Genomic DNA, 26,654 nt, shown 5'->3' with positions numbered 1-26,654 from the left:
CGATTACTTTGACGGCTGCCCTGCCTTTTGCCGTCCAAAGTCCGGCGCATCCACTTCCTGACCGGCATCGATGATGCCGCGACGGACGGCGCGAGTCCGCGTGAACAGGTCGAAAAGCGCATCGCCATCGCCCCAGCGAACCGATCGTTGCAACGAGGCGAGGTCCTCGGAAAACCGCGACAGCATTTCAAGGATTGCGTCCTTGTTGTGCAGGCAGACATCGCGCCACATGGTGGGATCAGATGCCGCCAGACGCGTAAAATCGCGAAAGCCCGAGGCCGAATATTTGATGACTTCGGAGTTCGTCACTTCTTCCAGATCGCTCGCCGTGCCAACGATATTGTAGGCAATCAGGTGCGGCAGGTGAGAAACGATGGCCAGCACACGGTCGTGATGCAAAGGGTCCATCGTGTCGAGCCGCGAACCGCAGGCTTCCCAGAACCCCGTCAGCTTCGCGATAGCGTCCGGGTCCGTGCCATCGAGGGGCGTGAGAATGCACCAGCGGTTGATGAACAGATCGGCAAACCCGGCATCGGGACCGGAATATTCCGTTCCTGCCAGCGGATGCCCCGGAATGAAATGCACATTCGCGGGGAGTTCCGGCTGCATCTGCGCAATAACCGATCCCTTGGTCGAACCGACATCGGTGACGATCGCCCCGGGCTTCAGCGAAGCGGCGATCTGCCGGGCAATTTCGCCTGACGAACCCACAGGTACCGAAACGATAACGAGATCGGCGTTCTTCACCGCCTCGGCACTGTCAAGTGTATAGCGATCGCCGAGGCCGAGCTCTTTTGCCCGAGCCAGTGTGGCTTCGCTGCGGGTGGAAATGACGATCTTGTCGGCAAGGCCCTCGCGCTTGATGACGCGCGCCAGCGACGAACCGATAAGGCCGATACCGATCAGTGCGATTGTATCAAAATGAACTTTGGACATTTTCTGACCTGCTGATTCACTTAATGCTGTGTCGGAGATTCGTGTCAGGACGCGGCGAAAATGGTGGTTTTCGAGCACCGGAGCGCAGCGTACTTTAGGGTACGTGAGCACCGGAGCACAGAAAAACGCCATTTGCAGCCCGTCATGGCGCGAATCTCAACGAAGGAATTCGGAGAGTGCGGCGACCACGCCACGATTGGCTTCTTCGGATCCAATGGAAAGGCGCAACGCGTTCGGAAATCCGTATCCCGTGACGCGGCGCAAAATATAGCCTTTGCTCGTAAGGTAAGCGTCTGCCTTCTCTGCCGATTTCGCCGGATCTTCGGGAAAGTGCACGAGAAGGAAATTTCCGACCGACGGCGTGACCCGAAGCCCAAGCCCGGTCAATTGTTCGGTGAGCCAGACACGCCAGGTCTCGTTAAACGCGGCAGCCTCCGCGACATGCGCGCGGTCGCGGACAGCGGCACTGCCGGCAAGAATGGCCGCCGAGTTCATGTTGAAGGGGCCGCGAATGCGATTGACCGCATCGATGACGTGGACGGGTGCGAACATCCAGCCGATGCGAAGCGCCGCCAGCCCGTAAATCTTGGAAAAGGTCCGGGTCATCACGACATTCTCGAAGGATGACACGAGTTCGACACCCGCTTCGTAGTCATTACGGCGCACATATTCTGCGTAGGCAGCATCAATTACCAGCAGTACATGCTTCGGCAGGCCGTCATGCAGACGGCGTACTTCTTCGAAAGGCAAGTACGTCCCGGTCGGATTGTTTGGGTTGGCAAGGAAAATTATCTTCGTGCGCGGCGTGACCGCGCTCAGGATAGAATCAACCTCGGCCCGTTCGCTATTTTCGCTTGCAACAACCGGCGTCGCGCCTGCAGCCATGATGTAGTTTCTGTAGACCAGAAAGCCATGTTCGGTGTAGATCGCCTCGTCGCCTGGCGAAAGATAGGTCTGGCAGAGCAGGCCAAGCAGTTCGTCGGAGCCATTGCCGCAAAGAATGTTCTCGGCATTTAGACGGTGCACATCGGCGATCGCCTTTTTCAGTTCCGTTGCCTGTCCATCCGGATAGATCGCAAGCTTCCCCGCCGCCTCGCGAAAGGCATCTATAGCGTGCTTGCTGGCGCCGAGCGGCGTTTCATTGGCCGACAGTTTGTGGACCTTCGCGACGCCCGGAGCATGTTCCTTGCCGGGGACATAGGCTGCCACGTCAAGTATACCGGCTTTCGGAGTTGGGCGCATGTCTTGTCGTGTCATAATTCTTCGGGTCCGTAACGGGCAAAAGCACCGTGCGGACATAGCTGCATGGAGCCCGGATGTCGAGAACAACTTGACTTTGCGCGAACTGCGACCATACCTACGCGCGATCACGCCCTCAATTGCGCAAACATGACGAAAATCAGCCGACCAACCGCTAAAAAAGCTCAGCAAAGCCAGGAAGCGACAAATCCCCACAGCCCGGTGATGGATTTTGACGCCGGCAAACCATTGCACCTCGATAGCGGTGTGTCGCTTTCGCCATTTCGTATCGCGTATCAGTCCTATGGCGAACTCAACGCCGACAAGTCGAACGCAATCCTCGTCTGCCATGCGCTGACCGGCGATCAGCATGTCGCCAATGTCCATCCCGTAACCGGCAAGCCCGGCTGGTGGGAGTTGCTCATCGGTCCGGGCAAGCCGATCGATACGGATCGCTACTTCGTGCTCTGTTCCAATGTTCTGGGCGGTTGTCTTGGTTCGACAGGCCCGGCATCGATCAATCCTGAAACCGGCAAGGCCTATGCGCTGGACCTTCCGATCATCACGATCGCCGACATGGTGCGGGCGCAGGCGATGCTCATCGAGCATTTGGGCATCAAACAGCTTTTTGCCGTGATCGGCGGATCCATGGGCGGCATGCAGGTGCTGGAATGGGCGTCCAGCCATTCCGACAAGGTATTTGCGGCCGTGGCGATCGCGACCGGTGCCCGCCACTCGTCGCAGAATATCGCCTTCCATGAAGTGGGCCGGCAGGCGGTCATGGCTGATCCCGACTGGAAGGAAGGTCGCTATCTCGAAGCTGGCACCGTTCCACGCAAAGGTCTCTCGGTCGCCCGCATGGCGGCGCATATCACCTATCTGTCCGAGACCGCCTTGCACAACAAGTTCGGACGCAATCTTCAGGATCGGCAGAAACTGACCTTCGGATTCGACGCGGATTTCCAGATTGAAAGTTATCTGCGCCATCAGGGCACGACGTTCGTCGAGCGCTTCGACCCGAATTCCTATCTCTACATGACCCGGGCGATGGATTATTTCGACCTCGCCGCGGAACATGGCGGCCGGCTTGCCGATGCCTTCGCTGGATCGAAAACCCGGTTCTGCATTGTTTCATTCACCAGCGACTGGCTATTCCCGACCAGCGAAAGCCGGATGGTCGCCCATGCTCTGAATGCGGCTGGCGCGTCGGTGTCCTTCGTCGAGATCGAGTCGGATCGAGGCCACGACTCGTTCCTGCTCGATGAGCCCGAGATGTTTTCGACGATCACCGGATTCATCCGGTCGGCTGCTCGAGCCAAGGGGCTTTTGCCGTCATGAGTGTGAACGTCCATCCCCGCGTCGATTTTGCCGTCATCGCCTCGCTGGTCAAACCCGGCTCGCGCGTGCTCGACGTCGGCTGCGGCGATGGCGAACTGCTGGAGCTTTTGCAGAACACCAAGGATGTGGATGGGCGGGGCGTCGAGCTCTCGCAAAAGGGCGTCAACGAATCGGTGGCGCGCGGCCTGTCGGTCATCCAGGGCGATGCCGACAGCGATCTCAAATATTATCCGGATGGCGGTTTCGATTATGTGATCCTGTCGCAGACCTTGCAGGCGACCCGCAACCCGAAGAATGTCCTCACCGAACTTCTGCGCATTGGCGAAAAGGCCATCGTATCATTTCCCAATTTCGGGCATTGGCGGGTACGGACCTCCCTCGCGATCAACGGTCGCATGCCGGTCACCAAAGACCTGCCCTATAGCTGGTACGACACGCCGAATATCCACTTCTGCACCATCAATGATTTTGTCGACATGACCAAGGAAGTCGGCGCGGTGGTCGAGTCCGCCGTCGCGCTGAATGCCTTGGGAGAGCGCCTCGGATTCAACATGCCATGGGGATTCTGGAACCTCTTCGGCCAGCAGGCTGTGTTTTTGCTCAAACGCTAGCGAAGCCGGCATAGGATTTGCGCAAGAATCCTCGAATCCTATGCAAAGAGTCGTGATTCCGGTGCAAGACTCCTCGATTCTGGCGCAAGAATTTCAACCGATACGGGTAATTTGGTTGTGCTGACGCGAACTGGCGCTTGCCGTGCCTTGTGGTGAGAGGACCGGTACGAAGACACGCCGCGACGCACGCTTGGCAACGGGCAGTCCTTGATAGATGCGTTTTTGCGCCTCAACGATCAGTACACCCGAGAACATTGGCCAAAAACGACGGCCTACCCGTTCAAACAAAGAAGAAGGCCGCATCATCGCTTTTCGCGATGACGGCGGGAAGAACAGAGCTTCGCCCCACGGTCCGGGCGTAAAGTTTGCCTCCCTCAGGAGACGCGTCAGCTGACCTCGGCTATAGGGCCGGCCGCTGCCAAACGGCGTATGTTCGAACCTCGCCCATAGCCCGCGCCGGTTCGGAACGACGATGACCAGCCGGCCGTTCGGCGCCAGAACACGCCACATTTCCTTCAGTGTTTCGCGTGGATCTTCCGCATGTTCCAGCGCATGTACCATCAGTATTCTGTCCACTGCGGAGTCGGGCAGAGGCAAATCCTCCTCAAATATCAATGCTGTAGCGGATGGTTCGACAGGCGGCCAGCTGGCCGCGCCCTGCCCGGCCGGCATGAAGGCGAACGTGCGTTCTGTGTCGCCGCGGAACCGGTCGAGGTAAGGTACGGCGTAGCCGAGACCAACCAGCCGCTCGCCTGGCAGCTTCGGCCAGATCGGTACCAAGGCCATCGTAATGTGGCGCTCGGTCAGATGGCCGAGAGTTGAAGCGTAAAATGAGCGAAGATCGATGATGTCGAGATGCATGGCCGCAACGTAACATGGAAGATGAGAACATCAAGAAACGACATGGGTTGCAGGCTTGGCTGAACCGGGATTATCTTGCCAAGCAAAGAATGAAGAGAACGACCATGCCCCAATTGCAGATAGAACAATTCACCGCCCGCAGCGATAATTTCGGCGTACTGATCCATGATCCTGAAACCGGCCTGACGGCGTCCATCGATGCTCCCGAGGAACAGCCGATTCTTGACGCGCTCAAGCGCCGCGGCTGGAAACTGACCCATATTTTCACCACGCATCACCATACCGATCACGTGGAAGCCAATCTGGCGCTCAAGAAACGATTTGGCGTGGAAATCGTTGGCCCTGAGGACGAAAAGTCGAAAATACCCGGAATTGACCGCGGCGTCCGTCACGGCGAACGGTTCAAGTTCGGCAATTTCGAGGTGGAGGTCATCTCGACGCCAGGCCACACCGCAGGCGAAATCTCCTTTCATATCCCTGCCGCCAAGGTTGCTTTTACCGGCGACACCCTGTTTTCGCTCGGCTGCGGGCGGCTTTTCGAAGGAACGCCCGCAACTATGTTCAAGTCGCTGCAGCGGTTGATCGGACTGCCGGGTGAAACGGAAATCTATTGCGGCCACGAATATACCGAGAGCAATGCCCGTTTTGCCCTGACTATCGACCCGGAAAACTCGGCGCTCAAGGAGCGTGCCAAGGAAATCAAGACTTTGCGGCAGGCAGACTTGCCGACCTTGCCAACAACGCTCATGCGCGAGATGGCGACCAACCCGTTTCTTCGCTGGCATGATCCGGCGGTCCGCAAAAACCTCAAGATGGAAAGCGCGACAGATGAGGCGGTTTTCGCTGAAATCCGCAAGCGCAAGGACAATTTCTGATGGTGTTGACAGCAGACGAGATTCGCGGGCACCTCGGGCTTCAACCGCATCCGGAAGGCGGCTTCTATGTCCAGACTTTCCGCGACAATCAGGGTGAATGGCCAGAAGGCGGGCGCGGACACTCGACGGCCATCTACTTTCTGCTTGAGGAGGGCCAAATCTCGGCTTGGCACCGCGTCAAGGATGCTGCCGAAGTCTGGCACTGGTATGGTGGTGCACCATTGCTTTTGACCGTCGCAACAGAGGATTCACCGCACGAAACCCATACGCTTGGACTTGACCTTGCCAATGGGCAGCGCCCGCAAGCCATTGTTCCGGCAGGACAATGGCAAATGGCCAAGAGCCTCGGCGCTTGGACACTTGTCGGGTGCACGGTAGCACCGGGATTTGATTTCGCTCAGTTCGAAATGGCGGAGCCCGGCTGGGAGCCCTGACGGCGCTTGAAGAGCATGTCCTTTGCTGCGATAACCGCGCCCAGTGTGATCAAGAGGCAGGCGAGCATCACGCGTCCCGTTGGCTCCGTCACCCCGGCGATGATCAATACAAGCGTTGAAAGCAGCGGCGCGGCATAGCTCGACGCACCGAGCACCTGGATATTCCCATGCTTTACGCCATAGTCCCAGACATAGAAAGCCGCACCAACCGGGAATAGCCCAAGCCCAAGGACGGCGAGCCACTGGACGAGTCCATCCGGCCACACCGTCTGCTCAAGGAGCAGGTGCGAAATCAACGAGAGGATCGACGTTGCGATGCAGAAACCCGTCACAGCATCCGTTGGCACGTTGGAAAAGCGTCGCGACAACAGCGAATAGGCGGCCCATGTCAGTGCGCAGAGGCCTGCCATGGCGTACCCAAAAGCGAATTGCGGATCGAAGCCGAGGCCGCCACCTTTGGTTATGATAAGCACCGTTCCAGCTAAGCCCAACAACGTGCCCAGAATATGAAACCAGCGTAGCTTTTCACCAGGCATCAGGGCGGATCCAACAACGATGAAAAGCGGCCAGAGATAGGCGATAAGGCTGGCGTCGACAGCTGGAGCGTTACGCAGTGCCGTAAAATAGAGGAAGTGATAGCCAAAGAGCCCGACAACGCCGAGCAGCCAGACCTTTGCGGGCTGGCGCAGGTGCCGCGCAGCGCCCGGTCGCCACCGCCAAGAGATCAACCCGAGGCACGCACCGATAGCGAATGTCATCGCTGTCAACTGAAATGGCGGAACCTTACCCGACACATCGGTGAAAAGGGCGAGCATCGCCCACATGATGACCGCAAAAAAACCAACAAATGTCGCCAAAAAGCACCCCGGATTCGAAGTACGGCTGCCAAGCCGCGTCTATTGCGTCTTTTCGAAACGGGTTGCGTAAACAGTTACCGTGCCGATCTGCGTGCCGATCTTTGCCTGCACCGGTGAATAGATAGCGGACTTGCCGAGCGATGCAAAGGTGAGACTGATCTTGCTCGAGTTCTTCAGATATTCGATAGCTTTTCGCCCTGACTGATAGCCGGCGACCGGGACGAATTTGGCCGAACAAGTGATGGCATCGCCCCTGAAACCCTGGGTCGCAAAGGGCTGGGCCCGGCCCGATGGAGAAAGTTTCAAATCCACGCGCGTCTGGCCATCAAAGAGATGCAACGTCTGCTTGCAGACCTGATCAAGGCTGCTTGCTGCTACCATCACACCGGAAATCGGATCAGCAACAGATTGCAGGTCGGCAGGTTTCAGATCCACCCAGTTCTTCTTCTTTTTAATCGGCGGATCGTTGGTGGTATTCGTTACATTGCCGTTGGTAAAGGCGATCGATGTGCTCTTGTTTCGGTTACCATGCCGGTATTTGACAACATAGGAATTCGGTACAGGCCCGGTCTCGGCGAACTGTCCGGTAACGTCCAGCTTGCCGTTGGTGTCATCGAAGAGGCTGCCCAGCCCCGAGCTGGCAAGAGACCCGACAACTTTGTAAGCGCGATTGTCTGTGACGCTGGTTGAAAAACTCGCCTTGGCAATCGACAATCCGAAGAGTGAAACGCGGTAATCTGTCTGATAGGACTGAGCGCCGTGTGCCGGATGCGCGCCCATCAGCGTTAGTGCAGCGAGCGGCACCAGCATTCGTATTCGGCTGGCATACTGCCTGTGGGCTTCCATTCTAGTCATTCTTGTCCAAAGCATCCCTGCAGTGATTGTTCCAGCGTATAAAGCGGGCGAAGTTGTGATAAACATTACAACGCTGGCCTGTATTGTATATAAGCGGCGCCAAACATGGCATAAGTGCACTTGACGCGCGCGGCCCATATCACTATAGAAACGCGACTTCCCAATAGGCCGCCAATCCGATAAGCGAGCCGCTGCACGGCGACGTGCGATGGTAGCAGGAAATATTCGGACAAAGGCGAATGAAAAATTTGAAGGTGAGACCAGATGTCCCGCACATGTGAATTGACCGCTAAGTCGGTACAGTATGGTAACAATGTGAGCCACGCGAACAACAGAACGCGCCGCCGCTTCTTGCCGAATCTTTGCCACGTAACGCTGATTTCCGAAGCCCTCGGTCAGAGCTATCGCCTGCGCGTTTCGGCCCATGCCCTGCGCAGCGTGGAGCATCGCGGTGGTCTGGATGCATTCCTGGTCAAGGCTGACGAGAAGGAGCTGTCGCAACGCGCCCGTCTCCTGAAGCGTCAGATTGCCAAGAAGCTTCTTGAAGCTCCGGTCGCTGCTTAATCAGCAATCGCTTCCATTTTCTAGTCGTCGAGGCCAGCAAATGCTGGCCTTATTGCTGGTTCCATTACCCAGGATAAAAAAATGCCGCTGCAACGCGCCTATACCTTTTCGGACTTTATGCTCCCCGTTTTAGCTATGTGCGCGGTCGTTGCCGCGTCCAATATCCTTGTTCAGTATCCTTTTGATCATTTTGGATTGGGAGAAATCCTGACCTATGGCGCCTTTACCTACCCGATAGCCTTTCTGGTCAACGATCTTGCAAATCGCACATTCGGCCCGGCCTTTGCCCGGAAGGTCGTCTATGTGGGGTTTGCGATTGCCGTCGTCCTTTCGGTCTGGCTGGCAACGCCGCGCATCGCTATCGCATCCGGCACGGCATTCCTGACAGCCCAGCTTCTGGACATCACCGTATTCAACAGGTTGCGGCAGCTGACGTGGTGGAAGGCGCCTTTTGCCTCTGCCATCTTCGGTTCGCTGTTAGATACATTGCTGTTCTTCTCGATTGCCTTCGCTGCCAACTTTGCCTGGATAGACACCGCGACAGGCCACGCCGATTCATCACTTACCATGCTGGTGCCCTTCCTTGGCAGGGAAATCCCATTGTGGATGTCGTTGGGTTTTGGCGATCTGATGGTCAAAATGCTCATGGCTGTCGTGATGTTGGTGCCTTACGGAGCGATCCTTGCAATATTCGCCCCCGCTATCTACTCGGCAAACCGGAATTCCAGATAAAGACTCCGTTGCAGGATGGAATGATTATCATCCGATACGAGCGATAGCCGGGTAGAACCGTCTGCCGTCTGCCAGACATCCAGCCCTTCCATATTGTCTATCTGGTTGCGCATGTCCGCCTGCAGGATGAATTCGCCGTCGACCGTAGCGCCAGGTTTGATACTTGCCACGGATATCCTTCGTATTCTCAGGACCACGCCGCTGGCCATGCTGAAGCGGCGCTCAAGCAGCAACAAATCACCATCGGGCAGGAAATCGCCATCGCTGATGTCGAAATCATCGCGGCGTTTGACAAAGAAAATGCCCTTCTGCGGCCCTTCAAGAACTGCGGCAAACATATCGCCAGCCTTGTTGATGCTTTTTTCAGTTACCGCAATCCGCGCCCCGTGCAATGGGCCGGAGGCTGGCGAATAGGCTATCGTCTCTATGCCGCGGTTGTTGCGCAGCTCTTCCCTCGGTATCGGCAGAGGAACATCCTTTGGCATCGAGGCAAAGTTTTCAAGGTCCAGCGCATATTCTGCAATCCGGTGTATCCGCTCGAATGAGACGGTGACGGTATTGCCGGAAACGCTCATTCCTTCGGCGTCGGAGTTCCACTTGCCCTCGACAGGAAGACCTTCCTCGCTCTGGATCGGTGCCAAGCGAAAATTGCTGATCGACGCGGGTCTGCCCTCTTCATCGCGCTGCATCGTACCCGCATAAAAGAAGCCTGTATCGGTGATGCCGATAAACTTCTTTCCTGAATCCAGATAGCGAAACGCGGAAAGGCCGCCAAAGTCGGAACTCGCAGAGGTCATTTCCAGACCGCCAACAAATTCAAGATCTCCGAACCGCTTCTCGGACGACCCGATGCGAAAATTGGAGATGATACGGGATCGAATGACAGCAGGGTCAATGACCGCGCTCTCTTCTGCTGAAACCGCCATTACGATCAGGATCGCGAGGCAAAGCAATACGCGCCGAAAAGCCAGCGCAGTTCGGTTCATGTTATCGCCGCGCTAACTTTTTTGCGCTCTGTGGCTCCGGCTCTTCAAATAGTGAAGCCAACTGCTCCGTCATGGCGCCGGCGAGTTCCTCTGCATCTACGATAGTAACAGCGCGGCGATAGTACCTCGTCACATCATGACCGATACCGATGGCGATCAGCTCAACCGGCGAACGTGTTTCGATCTCCTCGATCACCGCGCGCAAGTGCCGCTCGAGATAGTTGCCCGGATTGACCGAAAGGGTGGAATCATCAACCGGAGCACCATCCGAGATCATCATCAGGATGCGGCGCTGCTCAGGACGGCCCAACAAGCGTTGGTGTGCCCATATAAGCGCCTCACCGTCGATATTCTCCTTCAGGAGCCCTTCACGCATCATCAATCCCAAATTGCGCCGTGCGCGCCGCCACGGGGCGTCAGCGCGCTTGTAGACGATGTGGCGCAGGTCATTGAGACGTCCGGGATTGGCGGGCTTGCCACGTTCCAGCCAGGCTTCACGCGCCTGACCGCCCTTCCAGGCCTTGGTGGTGAAGCCGAGGATTTCCACCTTCACGCCGCAACGCTCCAGCGTCCTTGCCAGAATGTCCGCGCACGTCGCGGCAACTGTAATCGGCCGTCCGCGCATGGAACCGGAATTGTCGATGAGCAACGTCACCACCGTATCGCGGAAATCCGTGTCGCGTTCCTGCTTGTAGGAAAGTGGTTGCGTTGGATCGATTACAATCCGCACAAGACGGGCACTATCGAGGTAACCCTCCTCCAGATCGAAGTCCCATGAGCGGTTTTGTTGCGCCATCAGACGGCGTTGCAACTTGTTTGCCAAGCGTCCAACCACGGCTGAGAGATTGGCGAGTTGCTTATCGAGGAAGGCCCGCAGACGCTCCAGCTCGGCCTCGTCGCAAAGCTCTTCCGCATCGGTCGTCTCATCGAATTCCTGCGTGAAAATCTTGTAGCCGCTCTCACTGCCGAGGTTGGAGAACGGCTGGTTGGGGCGCCGCGCCTCGCCCGGTATCTCGGCATCCGCGTCCGAATCCTCGTCCATATCGTCAGACGAAGCGTCGGCGGCTTCGGTCTCGCCGGACTGGCTGTCGTCGCTGGATGTTTCGGACTCATCATTCTCGGACGAATCGCTGCCCTCGTTCTCATCCGAACCGCCTTCGTTGTTTTCTTCCGGTTCTGGCGAGTCTTCGTTATTGTCCTGGCTGTCGTCTTCCTGGCTCTCCTGCGCCAGCTCTTCCGCCATCTCCATGGAAGCCAGCATCTCGCGTACGACGCGAGCGAAAGCGTTCTGATCGTTGATCTTGGCGCCGAGATGATCGAGGTCCGCCGCGGCCTTCTCCTCGATCCAGTCACGCCATAGGTCAAGCACGTTGCCAGCTGATTCGGGAGCTTTGCGACCAGTAAGCTTTTCACGGACCAAAAGCGCCACGGCTTCTTCCAGCGGCGCTTCGGCTTTATCTGTTATTGCAGGAAAATTGGCCCGGGCATATTTGTCCGAGAGCATGGAAGTCAGATTCTCGGCGACCCCGTCCATACGCAGCGCGCCGATAGCCTCTACACGCGCCTGTTCGACCGCGTCGAAGATCGCCCTCGCCTGCTTGCCTTCGGGCGCCAGCGTCGCGTGAATGCGGTCATTGTGACAGGCTTTGCGCAACGCCATCGAGTCGCCAAGGCCGCGCGTGACGGCAACATCATTGGCAGTTGGGCGCTTGGGTAGATCAGGAAGCCGGGCACGATGACCGGTCAGGGCCGGTTTGTCATTACCAAATCCAACTTCCATTTCATGGTCGCCGGCAATCGCACGCATGCATCCCGTAAGCGCGCGCTTGAAAGGCTCGGAATCAACCGGACCTTTCGGATTCGCACGTGAATTGTCTCCGGGACCTGCCATCTTTATGTGACGCTTAGCCTATGACCACGTTGGCCGTGGACTCAGGCAATTCCTTGCCAAACGCCCGCTGATAGAACTCGGCGACCAGTGGACGCTCGAGTTCGTCGCACTTGTTCAGGAAGGTCAAACGGAAAGCAAAACCTACATCCTTGAAGATATCGGCATTTTCCGCCCATGTGATCACGGTACGGGGACTCATGACAGTCGAGAGATCGCCATTGATGAATGCTGCGCGCGTCATGTCAGCAACGCGCACCATCTTGGAGACGATCTCCTTGCCTTCCTTGTTCTGATAATGCTTGGCCTTGGCGGCAACGATAGCCGCCTCATTGTCGTGCGGCAGATAGTTGAGGGTCGTCACAATGGACCAGCGGTCCATCTGCGCCTGATTGATCTGCTGCGTGCCATGATAAAGACCCGTCGTATCACCAAGACCAACCGTATTGGCGGTGGCAAACAGACGAAAAGCGGGATGCGGGCGGATAACGCGACTTTGATCGAGCAGCGTCAGACGACCCGACGATTCGAGCACGCGCTGGATCACGAACATAACGTCCGGACGTCCCGCATCGTACTCGTCGAATACAAGCGCGACATTGTGCTGATAAGCCCAGGGCAGAATGCCGTCGCGGAATTCCGTGATCTGCATACCTTCCTTGACGACGATCGCATCCTTGCCAACAAGGTCGATACGGCTGACGTGGCTATCCAGATTGACACGCACGCATGGCCAGTTCAGGCGCGCGGCGACCTGCTCGATATGGGTCGATTTACCGGTACCATGGTACCCGGACACCATAACACGGCGGTTGAAGGCAAAACCCGCGAGAATGGCCAGCGTGGTCTGCTTGTCGAATAGATAGTCCGTGTCGATTTCCGGCACATAAGCGTCACCTGCCTTATAGGCAGGAACCATCATATCGGTCTCAAAACCAAACAATTTTGCAGCAGAAACCGTTGTATCCGGCAAATTCGCAATATCGCGATCAACCTTATTCATCATGCCTCCAGCGCGACTGCACGCGCAGACGCATAAAGATAGTTTGGAACCTCGCTGTGAAGTCCCGAATTCGGCTCAATCGTGGGTTAGCAGAAACCAGCCGCTTTGAGCAATTGATAGGCTTGGATTACGTCACGGAAACGATCCTCGGAAGCCCTGTCACCGCCATTAGCATCGGGATGATGGATCTTCACAAGTTCTTTATAGCGCGACTTTATGTCTTCGCCAGTGGCTTTTGCGCCAAGCCCGAGCGTATCCAGTGCTTTTGACTCCAATGGCTTGAGCTTGCGGATATGCACCCGCGCCTCATTGAAAACGCTGTTGGGGTCACGGAATCGGTTCTGATATGCCGCACGACCCGAACGCAACTTCGAAAAATCCGGTGACGTCTTGGCGCTGGCGCTCGCTTGAGCACGCGTACTGGCGCTTGCGCCCGCTCCGCTTCCAGGTAATCCCGCAACGGTCCAGGTCGGGCGGTCGCCCGTCAAAGCTTCCTTCTGGTATCTGGCTACCTCGGCATCCGAGAGGCCAGAGAAATAATTATAGCCCTTGTTGTACTCGCGCACATGGTCGATGCAGAAATGGAAGAACTCGCCTTCCTTCTCACGCCCCACAGGAGCACGATGTGGTCCAGGCTTGTCGCAACCGTCCCATTGGCAGACAGGTGTGCGCGATTTCTCCTCGTCCACCTTTTTCGGGCGGATGCGGATGCTGTCAAAATATTTCGAACTTGAGGTCATCGAATCAGAATCATCAACGGATCGGTTAGTGGAACAAGAATTGACATTTACCCATGGATAGACCTAACGCCTGAAATGGCGGTAAATTTGTGATCATGAATGGATTTGCCAAGTGAAACTACCATATGGGCGCAGGAGAACGAAATGTCCACTCAGTCAGTGATCGAAAGCAAACTGATGCAGGTTTTTCATCCTGTTTCGTTGACAGTCATCAATGAAAGCCATCTGCACGCCGGCCACCATCATTCTGACAGCGAACATCATGGCACATTTGACGGTTCAGGCGAAACGCATTTTCGTGTGCGGATTGTCGCGGAGGCATTCGCCGGCATGTCGCGTGTTGCGCGCCATCGCGCCATCAATGAAGTGCTACAGGACGAACTGAATGGCAGCGTCCACGCGCTGGCGCTTGAACCCGCGGCACCGGGTGAGGCGACGCGGCGATAGAACCTTGTGACCTGCAAAATGCCTTGCAAATTATAGAAACGAGCCTATCTTACATACGTCTTACTTTGGAGTGTCTCGATGCCTAAAACGGTGAAGCTTACAACCGTCGTTTCTACAAAGGGTCAAATTGTTCTACCCGCGACTATTCGCAAGCAACATCATTGGGACCCTGGCACCCGCCTGATTGTTGAGGAAACTGACGAAGGGGTACTCTTAAAGGAACAACCGCTCTTCGAGAGCTCTATGATCAGTGATGTATTTGGCATGCTGAAGTACACTGATGAGCCAAAAACCCTGGAAGAAATGGATGCAGCCATAGCCGCCCAGGCCAGGCTCAGACATGCTGGCAGTTGACACCAACGTTATGGTCCGGTTTCTGACCGGAGATCACCCCCAACAATCAGTCGCGTCCCGCAAACTGATCGAACATGAGAAAGTATGGATCTCCACGACAGTTCTTCTCGAAACCGGGTGGGTTTTGAAAGGCGCATATGGCTTTGACACCCTAACGATTATCCAAGCCCTGCGTAAATTTGCCGGACTTGCAAATGTTTCACTCGAAAACCCCGCCATGGCTGCTCAGGCTCTGGGTTTGTCGGAGTCAGGCATGGACTATGCGGATGCGTTTCATCTAGCGTCAGCAAGCCTCACATGTGAGACTATGATCAGCTTCGATGCCTCTTTGCGAAAAACGGCCAAGCGACTAGGAGCGCTCAGCGTGCGCGCACCCAGCTGATTTGGTTGCCGTGATGAAGGCTAAATGGCACTAGTTTAACTTTGCCTGTCATCATCCTCGATGGGGCGAATACGCAGCCGTGTAATACGGTTCTTCTCACGCTTCAAAATTGTGAAACGCTTGCCATGGAAGGTGAAGGCTTGTTTTTCCTTCGGAATGCTCTGTGTTTCATGGATCACGAGACCGGCAATGGTCGTCGCTTCTGCGTCCGGCAAGTGCCAGTCCAAGGCCCGGTTAAGGTCACGTATTGGGACAGAGCCATCAACCAGCACTGAACCGTCCGGTTGAGGACGGCAACCCTGCACATCAATGTCATGTTCATCGGCGATATCGCCCACGATCTCTTCGAGAATGTCTTCAAGAGTGATCAATCCTTGCACATCGCCATATTCATCGACCACGATGGCAATATGCGCTTTGCGTCTCAGAAATGCATTAAGCTGATCCTGAAGGCTTGTCGTGTCCGGAACGAACCACGGCTTCGTTGCCACCTTCATGATGTTGATCTTGGAAAAGTCCCGATTTGCGTCACGGATCGCCCGCACCAGATCCTTGGCATGAACAACGCCGACAATGTTATCATTCGCGCCCTTCCAGACTGGAATGCGGGTATGATGGCTCGCCAGAATTTCCGTAATGATGGTCTCGATAGGATCGTCTGCGTTGACCGAATCCATGTCGGTCCGATGGATCATAACGTCATAGACTTCGAGTTCACGCAGGTCGAGAAGTCCGCCGATCTGGTCCCGGTCACCTTTAACGACAGAGCCTTCCTTGTGCAATAGATCGACAGTGCCGCGCAGTTCTTCCTGGGCTGACAACATTGAAGTGCCTGCCGCAAGGTTAATGCCGAACACCGCAAGAATCTGGCGAACAATCCAATTGACGAGATCAGAAAGGGGGCCGAACAGAAAGACGACTATCTGGGCAAACCGGACAAGAGCGAGCGAATTTCGATCGGGACTCGAAATCGCCCAGGATTTGGGCAAAACCTCCGCGAAAATGACAAGTAGCACTGTCATTATCGCTGTCGCGTAAGCAACGCCAGCTTGGCCAAACAATGTCAGCAGCATACTAGTCGTCAACGAAGACGCTAGAATATTGATGAGGTTGTTGCCGATGAGCATGACACCAATGAGCCGGTCCCGCTTTACTATCAGATTCTCCACCACGGCCGCGCGTTCGTCGCCGCGGTTCGACAAGCGATGCATACGTGCACGAGAAACTGCGGTCAGAGCAGTCTCAGATCCTGAAAACAAGGCAGACATCAGGATCAAAAGGAATATGATTCCGCAAAAGACCCAGATTTCCAGTGTCATATCGGGTGTTTCTCCTGCAAAAAGCTTAGCACGGCAGATGGAGGCACATCTTTTGCGACAAATGATTGGCCAATGCCGCGAGTCAAAATGAATGTGAGCGCTCCGCGCGCTACTTTTTTATCTTGCGCAATATAGTCCATCAGTTTTCCCGCGGAAGGTAGTTGGCCGGGGATATCGCCCATGGAAACCGGGAGCCCCACTTGGCGCAGATGCGCTTCGACGCGAGCCGCATCGTCCGGACTCGCCAGATTCATTTTTGCCGAAAACTGGTGCGCGAGCACCATCCCGATGGCGACGCCTTCGCCGTGCACTAACCGCCCGGAATCGTAGTGCGTCGCCGTTTCCAATGCATGGCCAAACGTATGGCCAAGATTGAGTAGGGCACGATCACCCGTTTCGCGTTCATCTCTGGCGACTACATCGGCTTTGGATTGGCATGAAACGGCAATGGCTTCAGTCCGTTCTGGTCCGCCGTCGAAAATCCCGCGCCAATTCTTTTCCAGCCAGGCAAAAAAATCTGGCCGGTCGATCAACCCATATTTTGCTACTTCAGCGTAGCCAGCACGGAACTCGCGCGGCGTTAATGTGTCCAGCACATCCGTATCGGCCAGAACGAGTTGTGGCTGATAGAAAACGCCAACAAGGTTCTTGCCGTGCGCTGTGTTGATACCCGTCTTGCCGCCGACGGACGAATCCACTTGCGCCAGCAACGATGTGGGCATCTGGATGAATCCCATGCCGCGGCGGGCAATGCCGGCCGCAAAACCGGCAAGGTCGCCAATGACACCGCCACCAAAAGCAATCACGATATCGCCGCGTTCAAGACGCGCGGAAAGGATTGCATTGGTTACGGTTTCGAGTGTTGTAAAACCTTTGGATCTCTCCCCGGGTGCAACCAAGATCGGCGTAGAATCTATCCTGGCAGCCGTCAGGCTGCGCGTGAGCCGATCGAGATGCAGGCCCGCGACGGTCTCGTCGCTTACAATGGCAACACGCACCGATTTTGCCCGCTTTGCAATCTCGTATCCGGCCTGATCGATCAATCCAGCTCCGATGAGAATATCATAGGAACGATCCCCGAGATTGACCGGTACGGTGGTAATCGCAATCGCGTCGGTCATTTACCGGATTCCTCATTGCTGCGGGATGCAATACCATCAAGATGGCCAGCAATTGCCTGCATTGCTTCGAAGGCAATGATTTCCTTCTTTTCCTCGCGGGAGTTCACCACCAGATCTGCGAGCGAATAAATCGGATGGCGCTCGGTCATAAGCCGTTCCATCACACATCGGGGATTACCGTTTTTCAAAAGCGGCCGGTTCTGTTTGCGCGCAACACGCGCCATCAGCACATCAAGTTCGGCTTTCAACCAGAGTGAAATACCCTCCGAAGCAATAGCTTTTCGCGTAAGTTCATTCATATAAGCACCGCCACCGGTCGCCAGCACGATCGGTCCATTTTCAAGCATGCGCGCAATAACACGCCGCTCGAGGTCCCGAAATTCGGCTTCTCCATAGGCTTCGAAAAGTTCTGGAATAGTCATGGTCGAGACCTTTTCGATCTCGTTGTCTGCATCGAAGAATGGCAGATCGACCAGTGCCGCCAGTTTTTTGCCGACTGTGGATTTGCCCGCGCCCATCAGTCCGATAAGCACGATGGACCTGTGTCCGAGGCGCTCTCTGATGGATTTAGCAAGCTCCGCGATCTCGGCTGCCCCAACTATGTCTTCAGTCATATTCATAATTGCGTTTCGACAGGAAAACCGTGCTGTCGTCAAGCAAACTATGGCGTTAGAAGACTCAAGCTTCATCAAATCATAAGGGTTTGAGCTGCAGGATTATGGAACCAAGCAGCCGATCCGACAAAGGCGATTCAAACAGAAAATGCCGACGCTTACACGATTGATCATCGTTCTCGCGATTCTCGCGGGGCTCGTCTATGCCGGCATGGTTGGATTGGTGACTTTCGTGCATCCGACGCAGACGGAAATGACCATTCGTATTCCCTCTGAAAAACTCAATCCGAAACCTGATACCCCGAAATAAACCGATGCGAGCAGCAGCAGCCATAGAGACCTTCATTGAAATGATGAGCGCCGAACGTGGCGCCGCACAAAACACATTGGATTCGTATCGCCGGGATCTGGAAGATGCTGCAGGGTTCAGCGTTGCAACAGGTATCCAATTGACCTTTGCGGAGCCCGGAACAATACGGTCTTATCTCGACGACATCGCCGGACGGGGTTACGCAGCCACGTCTCAAGCGCGGCGGCTTTCGGCCCTGCGCCAGTTCTTTCGCTTTCTTTACATGGAGAATATTCGCACCGACGATCCGACCAGCACGCTGGACACGCCGAAAAAGGACCGCTCCCTGCCAAAAATCCTTAGCGAGTCGGATGTGGAAAAACTGCTTTCCCGCGCTGAGGAAGAAACCCTTGATGCAAAATCATCTGGCGCCGTTCATCTCCAGGCGCTGCGACTGCATGCGTTGCTCGAAATTCTTTATGCGACAGGCCTGCGAGTTTCCGAACTTGTTGGCCTTCCGGTAGCGGTCGCACGCTCCGACAATCGCTTCCTCATGGTTCGCGGCAAAGGTTCGAAAGATCGTGTCGTCCCCTTATCTGGCAAGGCGCGCGATGCGATGGCAAAGTATTTGGCCGTGCGCGACGCATTGCCCAATCTCTCCACCAGTATCTGGCTGTTCCCGGCCATATCCGAAAGCGGCTTTCTGGCACGACAGGTGTTCGCACGGGAACTGAAAGGGCTTGCTGCGCGAGCGGGCCTCAAAACATCGGCGATATCGCCCCATGTTTTGCGTCATGCCTTTGCCAGCCATCTCTTGCAAAACGGGGCGGACCTGCGCGCTGTGCAACAATTGCTCGGCCATTCGGATATTTCGACGACCCAAATTTACACACATGTGATGGAAGAGCGGCTGCATCAGCTTGTCACGGAGCATCACCCTCTGGCAGACTAGCTGCTGGCCCATCGATGGAGCGGGCCAGCAAACTGGCGGAACTGCCATGTGGCGGCTGTTAAGGAGATTGTTTTACGGGCCAGAGCAATCGTCTGTCGAACCCGACAGCGAAGTGATCCACTTTGACGAAATGGGATTTAGCCGCTCCAGCCATTTGACCCGTACGATGAATTGGCGGCAGAGCTGGCGCTGGGATGAAGTAACCGCGTTTGGATTTGACTTCTCGCCTTCGATGTTTCCTGATCCCTGGTTCGGCGATGTCATGGAAGGCCGCTGGTTCTTTGCTGTAACCGGCGAAAGCGGTCCAGAACAGATCTATTTCGACCAGACTTGGCTCGACATCGATCACCTACCACCAGTTCTCCTGCGAAATATGCCGGGGCTGGATTTAAAGGAAGTGCGACGGGGGCTGATCGCAGCAGCTGGCGGCTTTCACAACTACGCAGGTGAAGGCAGATGGATCGGCTGGCAGCGCACCAAGCTCCCAAAACGCGCGAGGCGCTCAAACTCCGCCAAGCCGGCGAAACGCAAGAGTCCCGCCAAATAAACCACCATTCCTTTGCCGCAATTTCCCCTATAACGTGCGCCGCCAGCGCATGATCTCAGCCTAGCTTCCTTGACATGCGCCTCGGCAACAGCCAGTTAGGTCGTGAAAAATCCACCGTTTTGCAGGCAGACCCCTCGTCCATGTACAACTACCTTGACTTTGAAAAGCCGGTTGCTGATCTCGACGGCAAGATTCTCGAGTTAAAAAAGCTTGCCGAGGAAGGCGATGCTCTCGACACCAACGAAGAGATCATCCGGTTGGAGAAAAGGTCCGCCGAGGCATTGCGCGATCTTTACCGCAAGCTCACCCCCTGGCAGAAGGCGCAGATTGCGCGTCATCCGGATCGCCCTCACTGTGTGGATTATATCTCAAAGCTCTTCACCGATTTCACGCCACTTGCAGGTGACCGCAACTATGCGGACGATGATGCTGTCCAAGCCGGTCTCGCACGCTTCAATGGGCAAGCCGTCGCCGTTATCGGACAGGAAAAGGGCAACGACACCAAGACACGCCTCAAACACAATTTCGGCATGGCCATGCCCGAAGGCTACCGCAAGGCCGTGCGCATCATGGATCTTGCTGACCGTTTCAACTTGCCGGTGATTACGCTGGTTGATACAGCGGGCGCCTTTCCGGGGATCGCGGCGGAAGAGCGCGGACAAGCAGAGGCCATCGCCCGTTCGACTGCCGCTTGTCTCAATCTGAAAGTGCCGATCGTCTCGGTTATCATCGGAGAAGGCGGGTCCGGCGGAGCCATCGCGATTGCCACGGCCAACCGTGTCTACATGCTCGAACATTCGATCTACTCGGTGATTTCACCGGAGGGTGCAGCGTCCATTCTCTGGCATGATTCCACCCGGGCCAAAGATGCCGCAACTTCGATGCGTATCACCGCGCAGGATCTTTACGAGTTGAAGATCATAGATGGCATCATTCCCGAACCAATGGGCGGCGCGCACCGCGGCAAGGATGCAGCGATCGAAGCAACGGGCAACATTATCAACGTCGCTCTCAAATCCATGGGCAATATGGATCGTGACATGTTGCGACAGGACCGGCGCGATAAATATCTGGCCATCGGCCGTAGTCTTTAGCCTCCAAAGGAACCGCAGCCGACAATCCATATGAAAATAGTTGAGGTTTTTTGAGCGAAGCAGCTTGCAATTCATAGCTCAACCGATTACCAACCGCGCTGCGCAGACTAACGCGCATTTGTGGCACGCGCCCGTAGCTCAGCTGGATAGAGCACCAGACTACGAATCTGGGGGTCAGAGGTTCGAATCCTTTCGGGCGCGCCATTTCTGGACAGTCTTCTCGATCCGATAGCTCTTGATAGTTTCCGTGGAACATTTCACGCCGCATCAAGTTATCTCCTCGCTGCTTGTCGGGAGGAGGACATCATGTTTGGCAAATTGTTTACGCAGATCGCCAATCACGTTGCGCTCGCAGCTGGCAAACCTCTAACCTTCGTTTTGTGTTGTCTGATCGTAATTACTTGGGCCGTCACAGGTCCTATTTTCGGCTTTTCCGACACATGGCAGCTGATCATCAATACCGGCACAACCATCATCACCTTCCTGATGGTCTTTCTCATCCAGAACACGCAAAATCGCGATAGCGTAGCCATCCAGGCGAAACTCGATGAGCTGGTTCGTGTTGGCAAAGCCAGGAATGCCTTTATTGGTATCGAGCACCTGCCGGAAGAAGAAGTGGAACAATTTCGCGAGCGATGCGAAGCGGCGGCAAAAAAGGCCGACAAGTTGTTGGCGGAACGGAAGACAGACAAATCAACCCAGCCGCGCCGACCATCCAAAACGCCAAAATCTAAAGCAAGAGCACAAGCCTGATTTCAACCGGAGAAAGCTTCCCGTTTTCTCATCAGCTCTCACGGTCAACCCCTCATTTCGTTGCAGAGCAGCTATGCAAACTTGTCACTGCAAGTTTGGCAGGCTGTCTACTATATGAGCAGCATGATCGAAAAATGATCAAACAAACAAGAACTTACAAGGTGAGTGAAATGAACCTGATCCGCTCTTACAATAACTGGCGCCGCTATCGTGACACTGTCACGGAATTGAACCGCCTGTCCGCACGTGAACTGAACGACCTTGGTATCTCCCGCGGCGATATCTCTTTCGTCGCCAGGAAGGCCGCTTCGGCTCAGTGAGTAAATTCGATTAACCTCCGGGACGTTCTCCTCCCAAGTCACGGATGGTCTAGAGATCAGTCTCCTCCCAGCTGATCTTTACAAGTAGCACCCACCGCTCCCGCGGTGGGTGTTGTTTTTTAGAGATGTTCTCTAGGTGTTGCATCCCTGCTTTCTACCCCGTAACAGTCGAATATTGACAGGCTGGGAGATACTCATGACAGGCGGCATTCACCACATCACCCTGATCACGCGGAAGGTTCAGGCAAACGTTGATTTTTATGCCGGTTTCCTCGGTCTGCGCCTCGTCAAGCGCACGGGCGGTTATGAAGACGCAACCCAACTCCATCTCCTTTATGGGGACGCATCAGGCAATCCTGGCTCTCTGATTACCTTTCTCGTGTGGGAAGATGGTTCGCCCGGCCGCGTTGGTTACGGGCAGCCAAGCGAAATCTCGCTCGCTATTGCCCCTAATAGCATCGGCTTCTGGCTGACACGCGCCCTGCAATTCAACATTGCTACCTCAGGGCCAGCACAGGAATTCGGCGAACCGGTGCTGCGTTTACATGATCCCGACGGCGTGATCGTGAAGCTCGTGGGAACTCATGCCGTAAAGGGCGGCGATCTTTGGGTCGGTGGCGACATTCCTGCATCTGATACGATCAAACGCATCTGCGGCGCGACAATACTGACCGAAAAGCCGCAGGAAACGTGCACATTCCTTGCAGATTATTTTTCTTACATTTCAGGCGAGAAAACCGAAACGATCACAAGAATGGTTTCAACCTCCGGCGATTGTATCGACGTTCGCGACGCAACGGGCTTCTGGAGCTCGGCGCCCGGAACAGGCACCATAGACCATATCGCTTTTCGCGCTGCGGACATTCCCATTGTAACGGGAACGTATGATCGCTTGGTAGCAAGCGGAATGACCGCAACGGCAATGCATGACCGGAAATATTTCCATTCGATCTACGTGCGCGAGCCTGGTGGCAGCCTGCTCGAAATGGCTACCGACGGCCCCGGCATGCTGATCGATGAAACACTAGAGAAGCTTGGCACCGAACTGTTCATACCACCGCATTTCGCTGAGGAAGCTGAAAACCTGAAAGTCATGCTGCCGCAATTTGGCTTGCCGAAAGACGCGCGCTTCATCTATCGCGAGTTTCCGTTCATTCACCGGGTCTACATCCCGGAGACCACCACTGGACAAAAGCTGATCCTCCTGCATGGATCGGGAGGCAATGAGACCAGTCTTATGCCGTTTGCCTCGAAGGTTGCCCCGCACGCCACCTTGATTGGTTTGCGCGGACGCAGCACGGAAGAGGGTTCGGCCCGCTGGTTCCGGCGCTTTGGACCACTGAGCTTTGATCAAAAGGACATTCGATCGGAGGCCGAAGCACTTGCCGCGTTTATAGAGGGCGCAGTTGAAGCCTACAACCTGGATCTCCAACGGACTACTTTTCTCGGCTATTCCAATGGCGCGAACATTATCGCGGCAATGATGCAACTGCATCCGGGCATTGTCCGCAATGCAGTTTTGTTGCGTGCAACAAAAGTGCTGGAAGAGACGCCCAAGGCTGATCTTCGTGAGGTGAAAGTTCTTGCAATTACCGGTGACCACGATCTGTTTGGAGCGCATGCGCTCGCGTTGGAGGCGGAACTGCGGGGCGCCGGAGCCGATATTACCGTGAAAGCAGTGTCCGCTGATCATGAAATCGGACCGCACGACATTGACGCCGTCCAGCAATGGCTGACCGCATAGAAGAACAGGCCGAAGTTTCTCCGGCCTGTTCAATTTCGTTACAACAGAGGCTTGAGCCCGGCTTCGATTGAAGCGCGCTTACCTTCAAGGAACGGCGGCAACGACAGGCCCTCACCGAGAGTCTCCAAAGGCTCATCGACCGTGAAGCCCGGACCATCTGTGGCGATTTCGAACAGAATGCCGTTCGGTTCGCGGAAATACAGCGAACGGAAGTAATAGCGCTCTACCTCGCCGCTCGAAGGCATCCGGAATTCGCTCAGACGTTCGGTCCATTCATGCAATTGCTGCACGTCCGGCGCGCGAAATGCGACGTGATGCACAGCACCGGCACCCTGCCTAGCAGCCGGGAGGTCCGGTTGCACGGCCACATGCAATTCAGCAGCAGGGCCGCCCTCGCCCATTGCAAATACATGAACATGCCCGGCACCATCTGGAGATGGGTAAGTGTTGACCTTGCGCATATTCATCACATGAAGAAGGATCGCTTCCGTGTTGGTAATATCGGGTACGCTGAGGGTGATTGGACCGAGCCCGCGGATCTGATGCTCAGCCGGAACAGGGCTTCTGTCCCACGGGTGCGATGCTCCAGCGGCGCCATCATCGATGAGCCGGAACCGTTGTCCTTCGCCATCTTCAAAATCGAGCGAGTCGTAGCCACCGATTTCACCAATATCACCGGACTTTACGCCGAGTTCGGTAAAGCGAGCTTTCCACCATACCAGACTTGCTGTGCTGCCCACACGCAAACCCGTACGCGAAATGCTGTGAGTACCACGGCTTTCGGGTCCAACCGGCCAGTCGAAGAAGGTAAGATCGGTGCCGGGCGTTGCCTCTCCATCTGCATAGAAGAGGTGATAGGCGCTTGTGTCGTCTTGATTGACGGTTTTCTTAACCAGTCGCAGACCGAGCGTTTGCGTATAGAATCGCAGATTTTCGGGCGCATTTGCCGTTATCGCAGTCAAATGATGAATGCCTGTCAGTTGTAAGGTCATTGCAGCCTCCTGAGTTTGTTCGGGCATAATTGCCGTTGGTGTACATATCTGCGTTGTCTGGCGGACGATAAAGAGTGGTTCTCTGCAACTTATGTTCGACCAAAACGAACGAAGGAGGGGCACGGGTGTTTCAAACCGGCCTAACGTCCACTATAACCAAACAATGAAATGGCGTTTCGACGATCTTCTCACTTTTCTCGACGTAATGGAAACCGGCAGCGTCACAGGAACTGCCGCGCGCCTCAACCTTTCGAAATCAGTGGTGAGCAAGCGCATTTCCGATCTTGAAGGTGCATTAGGCATAGACCTGTTCCAACGTTCGCCGCGCAAGTTGGTCGCATCCGACCACGCCCGCGACTTTGTCGAGCGTATCAGGCCCTTGGTTCGGGAGATCATTGAAGCCGCCGATACCGTTGGTGAGCGCCATAGCGCCATTAGGGGCAATTTGAGGATTGCCGCTCCGATGTCATTCGGCACTCTTTATCTTGGACGAATGATTGCCGACTTCGCCAGGCAATATCCTGATCTGGAAGTCGCGGTAGAACTTGAAGACCGCATGGTCGATCTGGTGCGTGGCGGCTATGATGTCGGCATACGCATCGGCATCCTCAAGGATTCAAGCCTCATTGCCCGCAAGCTTTGCACTGACGCCAGGATTATTTGCTGCAGCCCGGCTTTTGCCGCAGTCAATGGCTTGCCAACGCGACTCGAAGAACTGAGCTCTTTCGCCTGCATCGACTACTCAAACGTCAATACCAGCCAGTTATGGCAATTCGAAAACCCGGCTTCTCCTAACGACCCAATCTCGGTGACCATGCATGGCCGTATCGTCGCCAATAATGGCGAGGCTATGCGTGATATGGCGATTGCCGGTCTGGGTCTGGTCCTGCTTCCCATGTTCATTGCCGCGGACGCCTTGCGAGCGGGTGTTCTCATTCCGGCGCTGCCTGATGTGACGCCCGTTCCCTACAAAATATATGCGGTGTATCCGCCTACACGACATGTCTCGGCCAAGGTTCGAGCGTTTGTAGACCACCTTGTGCGCCATATCGGCGACCCGCCCATCTGGCAAATGAGGGATCCTTTCCATGCTGAACGGCCCTAATTGAAGCCCACACTCTGCGAATCACTTGGTGCGGTTTGCGAGCCTCTTCCGAGCGTAATCTTGAATTTCATGGCCAGTTTTGCAAAAAACCCTGTAAACACTGGGTATAAACCCGCTTTTTGGGCGTTCTTACTGATGACAGAGCGGGAATCGCGTGCCATACAGACGCCTCCGATCAACGAATATACTGAGGAAACCGCCAAAATGAATACGTCCGATCTCATTGAAAAGCTCGTCGCTGATCAGGGTCTTACAAAAGTTCAGTCCAAGGCGATTGTTGATAGCGTTCTTAAGGGTATCACTGATTCCGTCGTAGCCGGCGATGAAGTTTCGCTGCCAGGCTTTGGCAAGTTCAAGGTCCAGTCGCGCGCCGCTCGCGAAGGCCGTAACCCTGCTACGGGCGCAACGATCAAAATCGCAGCGTCCAAGAAAGTTGCTTTCCAGCCTGCAAAGGCCCTGAAGGACGCGCTGAACGGCTAATTCGTTCGTCGCAAATTTCAAAAAAGGCGGTGCAGGTGCGCCGCCTTTTTTGTTCGACTCCGGCCAAGGCTTCGTAACGGAATTTGGGAGCAGTGGGCTTTGCCATAAATCCGCCCTGCATTCGTTGCAGGTGACGTTTGTGCAATAGAGCAATTTTGCGCAAGTGAAGTAAGGCTTTATCAACTATACCAGATGCATTTATGATGTGGCGGACCAGAGATC

At 55.4% G+C, this 26,654-nt stretch carries 31 protein-coding genes and 1 tRNA gene; 19 read left to right on the top strand and 13 right to left on the bottom strand.

The features are described 5' to 3' along the window. Positions 1-3 precede the first annotated feature (3 nt). Both C7476_RS19965 and hisC read right to left on the bottom strand, forming a co-directional pair. Positions 4-936: a prephenate/arogenate dehydrogenase family protein gene (locus C7476_RS19965; RefSeq protein WP_114431620.1), complete on the bottom strand. Its 933-nt coding sequence runs from the start codon at positions 934-936 to the stop codon at positions 4-6. Between the two features lie 156 nt (positions 937-1,092). Further along, positions 1,093-2,193, bottom strand: coding sequence for a histidinol-phosphate transaminase (gene hisC, locus C7476_RS19960; protein WP_114431619.1), 1,101 nt, complete (start codon positions 2,191-2,193; stop codon positions 1,093-1,095). A 132-nt stretch (positions 2,194-2,325) separates the two neighbouring features. Here hisC and metX point away from each other — a divergent pair, with 132 nt between their 5' ends. Beyond that, the gene (metX, locus tag C7476_RS19955) at positions 2,326-3,513 is read left to right on the top strand and encodes a homoserine O-acetyltransferase MetX (RefSeq protein ID WP_114431618.1); all 1,188 of its coding nucleotides are present in this window, start codon (positions 2,326-2,328) and stop codon (positions 3,511-3,513) included. After that, a complete protein-coding gene (gene metW, locus C7476_RS19950) occupies positions 3,510-4,124 on the top strand; it encodes a methionine biosynthesis protein MetW (RefSeq protein WP_114431617.1) in 615 nt (204 codons plus the stop codon). Before metX ends, metW begins: the two co-directional genes overlap by 4 nt. A 93-nt stretch (positions 4,125-4,217) precedes the next feature. Here the strand turns inward: metW and C7476_RS19945 are convergent, their stop codons facing one another. After that, positions 4,218-4,985 (bottom strand): class I SAM-dependent methyltransferase, encoded by a 768-nt coding sequence (locus C7476_RS19945; RefSeq protein WP_114431616.1) that lies wholly within the window; start codon positions 4,983-4,985, stop codon positions 4,218-4,220. Positions 4,986-5,089: 104 nt separating this feature from the next. Here C7476_RS19945 and gloB point away from each other — a divergent pair, with 104 nt between their 5' ends. Together gloB and C7476_RS19935 are read left to right on the top strand one after the other, a co-directional pair. Next, positions 5,090-5,860, top strand: a complete 771-nt coding sequence (gene gloB / locus C7476_RS19940; RefSeq protein ID WP_114431683.1) for a hydroxyacylglutathione hydrolase — start codon at positions 5,090-5,092, stop codon at positions 5,858-5,860. Continuing rightward, complete coding sequence (locus tag C7476_RS19935) at positions 5,860-6,294, top strand: cupin domain-containing protein (protein ID WP_425374012.1); 435 nt, start codon at positions 5,860-5,862, stop codon at positions 6,292-6,294. Before gloB ends, C7476_RS19935 begins: the two co-directional genes overlap by 1 nt. On the opposite strand, the gene yddG is transcribed toward C7476_RS19935, so the two are convergent. Together yddG and C7476_RS19925 are read right to left on the bottom strand one after the other, a co-directional pair. After that, positions 6,258-7,118: an aromatic amino acid exporter YddG gene (yddG, locus tag C7476_RS19930; protein ID WP_245426435.1), complete on the bottom strand. Its 861-nt coding sequence runs from the start codon at positions 7,116-7,118 to the stop codon at positions 6,258-6,260. The two genes, C7476_RS19935 and yddG, sit on opposite strands and share 37 nt — an antisense overlap. A 72-nt stretch (positions 7,119-7,190) precedes the next feature. Then, the gene (locus C7476_RS19925) at positions 7,191-8,006 is read right to left on the bottom strand and encodes a DUF3108 domain-containing protein (protein ID WP_245426430.1); all 816 of its coding nucleotides are present in this window, start codon (positions 8,004-8,006) and stop codon (positions 7,191-7,193) included. A gap of 264 nt (positions 8,007-8,270) precedes the next feature. Here C7476_RS19925 and rpmB point away from each other — a divergent pair, with 264 nt between their 5' ends. Both rpmB and C7476_RS19915 read left to right on the top strand, forming a co-directional pair. Further along, a complete protein-coding gene (gene rpmB, locus C7476_RS19920; protein ID WP_112523551.1) occupies positions 8,271-8,570 on the top strand; it encodes a 50S ribosomal protein L28 in 300 nt (99 codons plus the stop codon). A gap of 81 nt (positions 8,571-8,651) precedes the next feature. Continuing rightward, on the top strand, positions 8,652-9,302 hold the full coding sequence (locus C7476_RS19915) for a queuosine precursor transporter (protein ID WP_114431613.1): 651 nt from the start codon (positions 8,652-8,654) through the stop codon (positions 9,300-9,302). Here the strand turns inward: C7476_RS19915 and C7476_RS19910 are convergent. The 4 genes from C7476_RS19910 to C7476_RS19895 form a co-directional block, all read right to left on the bottom strand. Next, on the bottom strand, positions 9,275-10,288 hold the full coding sequence (locus C7476_RS19910; protein WP_114431612.1) for an esterase-like activity of phytase family protein: 1,014 nt from the start codon (positions 10,286-10,288) through the stop codon (positions 9,275-9,277). The genes C7476_RS19915 and C7476_RS19910 overlap by 28 nt on opposite strands. Before the next feature lies 1 nt (position 10,289). Then, the gene (cobT, locus tag C7476_RS19905; RefSeq protein WP_114431611.1) at positions 10,290-12,179 is read right to left on the bottom strand and encodes a cobaltochelatase subunit CobT; all 1,890 of its coding nucleotides are present in this window, start codon (positions 12,177-12,179) and stop codon (positions 10,290-10,292) included. 13 nt (positions 12,180-12,192) lie between these two features. Beyond that, on the bottom strand, positions 12,193-13,179 hold the full coding sequence (cobS, locus tag C7476_RS19900) for a cobaltochelatase subunit CobS (protein WP_112523562.1): 987 nt from the start codon (positions 13,177-13,179) through the stop codon (positions 12,193-12,195). 86 nt (positions 13,180-13,265) lie between these two features. After that, complete coding sequence (locus tag C7476_RS19895; RefSeq protein WP_112523565.1) at positions 13,266-13,919, bottom strand: J domain-containing protein; 654 nt, start codon at positions 13,917-13,919, stop codon at positions 13,266-13,268. A gap of 144 nt (positions 13,920-14,063) precedes the next feature. Between C7476_RS19895 and C7476_RS19890 the strand changes: the two genes are divergently transcribed. The 3 genes from C7476_RS19890 (at position 14,064) to C7476_RS19880 (ending at position 15,102) form a co-directional block, all read left to right on the top strand. Continuing rightward, positions 14,064-14,366, top strand: coding sequence for a BolA family protein (locus C7476_RS19890; RefSeq protein WP_114431610.1), 303 nt, complete (start codon positions 14,064-14,066; stop codon positions 14,364-14,366). A 78-nt stretch (positions 14,367-14,444) separates the two neighbouring features. Continuing rightward, positions 14,445-14,720 (top strand): AbrB/MazE/SpoVT family DNA-binding domain-containing protein, encoded by a 276-nt coding sequence (locus tag C7476_RS19885; RefSeq protein WP_114431609.1) that lies wholly within the window; start codon positions 14,445-14,447, stop codon positions 14,718-14,720. Further along, positions 14,707-15,102, top strand: coding sequence for a type II toxin-antitoxin system VapC family toxin (locus C7476_RS19880; RefSeq protein ID WP_114431608.1), 396 nt, complete (start codon positions 14,707-14,709; stop codon positions 15,100-15,102). Before C7476_RS19885 ends, C7476_RS19880 begins: the two co-directional genes overlap by 14 nt. A 35-nt stretch (positions 15,103-15,137) precedes the next feature. On the opposite strand, the gene C7476_RS19875 is transcribed toward C7476_RS19880, so the two are convergent. The 3 genes from C7476_RS19875 to C7476_RS19865 are packed head-to-tail and all read right to left on the bottom strand — an operon-like array spanning position 15,138 to position 18,156. Then, on the bottom strand, positions 15,138-16,421 hold the full coding sequence (locus C7476_RS19875; RefSeq protein ID WP_114431607.1) for an HlyC/CorC family transporter: 1,284 nt from the start codon (positions 16,419-16,421) through the stop codon (positions 15,138-15,140). Then, complete coding sequence (gene aroB, locus C7476_RS19870) at positions 16,418-17,542, bottom strand: 3-dehydroquinate synthase (protein ID WP_114431606.1); 1,125 nt, start codon at positions 17,540-17,542, stop codon at positions 16,418-16,420. The genes C7476_RS19875 and aroB overlap by 4 nt, the downstream gene beginning before the upstream one ends. Next, on the bottom strand, positions 17,539-18,156 hold the full coding sequence (locus C7476_RS19865) for a shikimate kinase (protein ID WP_245426429.1): 618 nt from the start codon (positions 18,154-18,156) through the stop codon (positions 17,539-17,541). The genes aroB and C7476_RS19865 overlap by 4 nt, the downstream gene beginning before the upstream one ends. A 148-nt stretch (positions 18,157-18,304) precedes the next feature. Here C7476_RS19865 and C7476_RS19860 point away from each other — a divergent pair, with 148 nt between their 5' ends. The 8 genes from C7476_RS19860 to C7476_RS19825 all read left to right on the top strand — a co-directional run bounded on the left by C7476_RS19860 (position 18,305) and on the right by C7476_RS19825 (position 23,855). After that, entirely contained in the window at positions 18,305-18,466 is a 162-nt protein-coding gene (locus C7476_RS19860; RefSeq protein ID WP_114431604.1) for a histidine kinase, read from the top strand. Positions 18,467-18,470: 4 nt separating this feature from the next. Beyond that, positions 18,471-19,397 (top strand): site-specific tyrosine recombinase XerD, encoded by a 927-nt coding sequence (xerD, locus tag C7476_RS19855; protein ID WP_114431603.1) that lies wholly within the window; start codon positions 18,471-18,473, stop codon positions 19,395-19,397. Positions 19,398-19,443: 46 nt separating this feature from the next. Next, positions 19,444-19,944, top strand: a complete 501-nt coding sequence (locus C7476_RS19850) for a hypothetical protein (protein ID WP_147274690.1) — start codon at positions 19,444-19,446, stop codon at positions 19,942-19,944. A gap of 140 nt (positions 19,945-20,084) precedes the next feature. Continuing rightward, positions 20,085-21,038, top strand: a complete 954-nt coding sequence (locus C7476_RS19845; protein WP_112523587.1) for an acetyl-CoA carboxylase carboxyltransferase subunit alpha — start codon at positions 20,085-20,087, stop codon at positions 21,036-21,038. A gap of 127 nt (positions 21,039-21,165) precedes the next feature. Beyond that, a tRNA-Arg gene (locus tag C7476_RS19840) sits at positions 21,166-21,242 on the top strand. A gap of 102 nt (positions 21,243-21,344) precedes the next feature. Beyond that, positions 21,345-21,791 carry a low affinity iron permease family protein gene (locus tag C7476_RS19835; RefSeq protein ID WP_114431601.1) on the top strand — a complete coding sequence of 149 codons (447 nt, stop codon included), beginning with the start codon at positions 21,345-21,347 and terminating at the stop codon, positions 21,789-21,791. A 170-nt stretch (positions 21,792-21,961) separates the two neighbouring features. Beyond that, on the top strand, positions 21,962-22,111 hold the full coding sequence (locus C7476_RS19830; RefSeq protein ID WP_112524174.1) for a DUF1127 domain-containing protein: 150 nt from the start codon (positions 21,962-21,964) through the stop codon (positions 22,109-22,111). Between the two features lie 196 nt (positions 22,112-22,307). Then, positions 22,308-23,855, top strand: a complete 1,548-nt coding sequence (locus C7476_RS19825) for a VOC family protein (RefSeq protein ID WP_114431600.1) — start codon at positions 22,308-22,310, stop codon at positions 23,853-23,855. Between the two features lie 38 nt (positions 23,856-23,893). Here the strand turns inward: C7476_RS19825 and C7476_RS19820 are convergent, their stop codons facing one another. After that, a complete protein-coding gene (locus tag C7476_RS19820) occupies positions 23,894-24,847 on the bottom strand; it encodes a ring-cleaving dioxygenase (RefSeq protein ID WP_114431599.1) in 954 nt (317 codons plus the stop codon). Positions 24,848-25,010: 163 nt separating this feature from the next. Here C7476_RS19820 and C7476_RS19815 point away from each other — a divergent pair, with 163 nt between their 5' ends. Together C7476_RS19815 and C7476_RS19810 are read left to right on the top strand one after the other, a co-directional pair. Next, positions 25,011-25,952: a LysR family transcriptional regulator gene (locus C7476_RS19815; RefSeq protein ID WP_114431598.1), complete on the top strand. Its 942-nt coding sequence runs from the start codon at positions 25,011-25,013 to the stop codon at positions 25,950-25,952. 204 nt (positions 25,953-26,156) lie between these two features. Continuing rightward, complete coding sequence (locus tag C7476_RS19810; RefSeq protein ID WP_099997835.1) at positions 26,157-26,432, top strand: HU family DNA-binding protein; 276 nt, start codon at positions 26,157-26,159, stop codon at positions 26,430-26,432. Positions 26,433-26,654 lie beyond the last annotated feature (222 nt).

Source organism: Phyllobacterium bourgognense, from assembly GCF_003337575.1.
Lineage (GTDB): Bacteria > Pseudomonadota > Alphaproteobacteria > Rhizobiales > Rhizobiaceae > Phyllobacterium > Phyllobacterium bourgognense.
This window is presented reverse-complemented; position numbering and strand designations above follow the sequence as displayed.